We start from the raw sequence: 3,456 nt of genomic DNA, 5'->3' as shown, positions 1-3,456 counted from the left end.
GCCTTGAACAATTCCGTTAGGCAATAATGTTGGCACATCTTTCATTGAATGCACTGCAATGTCAATTTTGCCTTGAATCATGGCAACATCTATCGTTTTTGTAAAAATTCCGGTAATTCCTAATTCGTACAATGGCTTGTCTAAAACAATATCTCCATCCGATTTTACTGCGATAATCTCTGTTTTGTAGCCCAAATCGTTCAACTGTTTTTCAACTGTTTTGGCTTGCCAAAGTGCTAATTCGCTATCGCGGGTTCCTATTCGTATGGTTTTACTCATGTATGTTATTTTACAACTGGTTCTATTTGAAAAACTTTGTTAATCCAGGCTACACTTTCGTCCACAACTGTGTCGTCATCTTTTAAATGATTGGCAAAATGACTGGTTATTTTTTGAATTAATTTTGCGGCAACAATTTCGGTATACTCTTCATTGAAATCGGTATTCTTCTTTTTTAAATGATTAATTTCAGATACTTTAATGGCGTTTAATTTGGCTTTTAATGCATGAATGGTTGGTGCGTATTTTCTGCCTTTGGACCAAGTTAGAAATTCGGTTAAAATTTCAGTAATGATGTCTTCGGCTGCTGGAATATATTGTTTTCTATTTTCTAAAGTTTCATCTGTAATTTGCGACAAGTTATCTAAGTGAACTAAGGTAACCAACGGATTTAGTTTTACGTTTTCGTTTACATTTTTAGGTATTGATAAATCTAAAATAAGCAAAGGCTTTTTCAGATTTAAAATATCTAAATCGACAGTAGGGTTCTGCGCGCCAGTTGCTACAACAACCACATCTGCTTTTTGTAATTCTATTTGTAAATCTGAATAATCTTTAACAATTAGGTTCAGTTTTTTGGCTAATTTTTCTGCCTTATCTTTTGTTCTATTGATAAGCGTAATTTGGTCGTGTTTTGTATGTTTAACCAAGTTTTCGCATGTATTCCTTCCGATTTTTCCTGTGCCGAAAAGTAAAATATTTTTATTAGAAATAGCTGCTACATTCTTAAAAATATATTGCACAGCAGCAAAAGAAACGGAAGTAGCACCGCTAGAAATTTCTGTTTCGTTTTTAACTTTCTTACTCGCTTGAATGACTGAATTTACCAACCGTTCTATATAAGGATTGGCTAAATTGTGTTTTTTACTTTCCACGAAAGCATTTTTCAATTGGGCAATTATTTCAAAATCGCCTAAAATTTGACTGTCTAAACCTGTTCCTACTCTAAATATATGGTTTAAAGCTTCTTTTTGCTTGTATACGTAAGCATATTTTTGAAATTCTTCAACGGTTCCTACACTATTTTCGCATAGCAAATGTATCAATTGAAAAGGATGTTGGGCAAAACCGTAAATTTCAGTTCTGTTGCAAGTGGAAGTAATAATCAAACTTTCAATCCCGTTAGATTTAGCCTGTTCCAAAAGGTTGGTTTTAGCAGTATCGTCTAAACTAAATTTACCCCTAATTTCGGCATCTGCTTTTTTGTAGCTTAAGCCGATGGCATAAAAAGTAGTTTGTTTTGCAGGTGAATGATTGTCCATAAATTGCTTTATCTCTTAAAGATGCACAAAATTATTGTTTCCATGTGAACAAAAACAACGCTGAAAGTACTTTTTATACCGAAAATAGTTTTTTTTAAATAAATTGCACTTATTTTGATATAAACTAGTAACTTTGTAACAAATTCAGCACCATCCAAGCTACTTGTTTAGAATAATTATAAATAACAAACTTGTTTTTGTTTAGACAATTCATATAAAAATAACGCTATGAGTTCATTTGAAGAAATTAAAATTGACACCGATTTTACTTTACTACGTTTTGAAAACGATTCTGAAACCACCGAAACGTTAGAAAAACAGGTAGGTTCTGGATTAATTCAGTTTCATTTTAACGTGAAAGGAAAAGGAAAATTTATTTTTAACAATAATTCCTACACTTTAGATTTGAATGAGGAAAAAGCACTTTTACTTTACAATCCTCAAAAAGAATTGCCACTTCATTTAGAAATAGCTCCTAAAAGTTGGATTATTTCTATATTAATTTCGATAAAAAAATTCCATACTTTATTTTCTTCTGATTCAGAAATGATTCCGTTTTTGAGTAAAGATAATTTAGAAAAAAAATATTATACCGAAGAAAGTATAAGTCCATCAATGGCAATTGTGTTGAATCAAATTTTTCATTACAACCAAAATTCGTCTATTAAAACGCTCTATTTAAAAGGTAAAAGTTACGAATTGTTAAGTTTGTTTTTTAATACCAACGAAGATCCAAATGCGGAACATTGTCCGTTTTTATCTGACGAAGAAAATGTATTAAAAATTAAAAAAGCCAAAGAAATTATCATAAAAAACATGGCAGAACCGCCAAGTTTAATAGTATTAGCTGATGAAGTAGGTATTTCATTAAAGAAATTGAAAGCTGGCTTTAAAGAAATTTATGGTGATACTGTTTTTAATTTTTTATTCGATTATAAAATGGAATTTGCTAGAAAACTTTTGGAAACCGGGTCGTATAATGTAAACGAAGTGGGATCACAAATTGGTTACAGCACTTCCAGTCATTTTATAGCTGCTTTTAAAAAGAAATTCGGCACTACGCCAAAAAAATATCTGTTAAACTTAAACGTTAATTTATAAAATTAAAATACAATGAAAGGAGTATTATTAGTCAATCTGGGTTCGCCTGAAAGTCCAACTGCAAAAGATGTAAAACCGTACTTAGACGAATTTTTAATGGATAAATACGTAATTGACGTTCCGTTTTTATTGCGTGCTTTATTAGTAAGAGGAATTATTTTACAAACTAGACCCAAAAAATCGGCAGAAGCCTATGCTAGAATATGGACTGATGAAGGATCACCACTAATTGTAATTTCAAAAAAAATGCACGAAAAAGTAAATGGGTTGGTTGACATTCCGGTTGCTTTAGCGATGCGTTATGGGACCATTACTATTTTAAAAGGCTTACAAGATTTACACGATAAAGGTGTGACCAATGTGATGCTTTTCCCTTTATACCCGCAACATGCTATGGCCTCTACCACTACTATTTTAGTGTTAGCAGAAGAACTTCGCGCCAAGCATTTCCCAAATATGAAATTTACTACGGTTCCCGCTTTTTACAATAAACCAGGTTATATTGAAGCATTATCCAATTCTATAAAAAAGCATTTAGAAGGATTTGAATACGATCATTTGTTGTTTTCTTATCATGGTGTCCCAAAACGTCATATTCGCAAAACTGATATAACCAAATCGCATTGTAAAATGGACAGAACTTGTTGCAACACGCCTTCGCCAGCACATGAATTTTGTTATAGCCATCAATGTTATGAAACGACCAAACAAGTAGTAAAAGCATTAGGAATTCCGGAAGGAAAATACAGTCAAACTTTTCAATCACGATTGGCCGGTGACAAATGGCTTACACCTTACACAGACGTTGAAGTGA

3 protein-coding genes and 1 pseudogene are annotated in these 3,456 nt (G+C 32.2%); 2 read left to right on the top strand and 2 right to left on the bottom strand.

Annotation, left to right across the window (positions count from 1 at the left end; genetic code table 11):
• Both ACIQ2I_RS08620 and hemA read right to left on the bottom strand, forming a co-directional pair.
• Window positions 1-279: pseudogene (locus tag ACIQ2I_RS08620) on the bottom strand (hydroxymethylbilane synthase); the annotation flags it as partial.
• 5 nt (window positions 280-284) lie between these two features.
• A complete protein-coding gene (gene hemA, locus ACIQ2I_RS08615) occupies window positions 285-1,541 on the bottom strand; it encodes a glutamyl-tRNA reductase (protein ID WP_396182009.1) in 1,257 nt (418 codons plus the stop codon).
• A 228-nt stretch (window positions 1,542-1,769) separates the two neighbouring features.
• Here hemA and ACIQ2I_RS08610 point away from each other — a divergent pair, with 228 nt between their 5' ends.
• Both ACIQ2I_RS08610 and hemH read left to right on the top strand, forming a co-directional pair.
• Window positions 1,770-2,642 (top strand): helix-turn-helix transcriptional regulator, encoded by an 873-nt coding sequence (locus tag ACIQ2I_RS08610; RefSeq protein ID WP_396182008.1) that lies wholly within the window; start codon window positions 1,770-1,772, stop codon window positions 2,640-2,642.
• Between the two features lie 12 nt (window positions 2,643-2,654).
• On the top strand, window positions 2,655-3,456 hold an 802-nt coding region (hemH, locus tag ACIQ2I_RS08605; RefSeq protein WP_396182007.1), incomplete at its 3' end, for a ferrochelatase.

The organism is Flavobacterium sp. (genome assembly GCF_044368995.1).
Classification (GTDB): domain Bacteria; phylum Bacteroidota; class Bacteroidia; order Flavobacteriales; family Flavobacteriaceae; genus Flavobacterium.
This window is presented reverse-complemented; position numbering and strand designations above follow the sequence as displayed.

Bases quoted from the DNA above. Each gene is read 5' to 3' on its own strand.
- ACIQ2I_RS08610 (WP_396182008.1), top strand. From the start codon at position 1,770: ATGAGTTCATTTGAAGAAATTAAAATTGACACCGATTTTACTTTACTA.
- hemA (WP_396182009.1), bottom strand. From the start codon at position 1,541: ATGGACAATCATTCACCTGCAAAACAAACTACTTTTTATGCCATCGGC.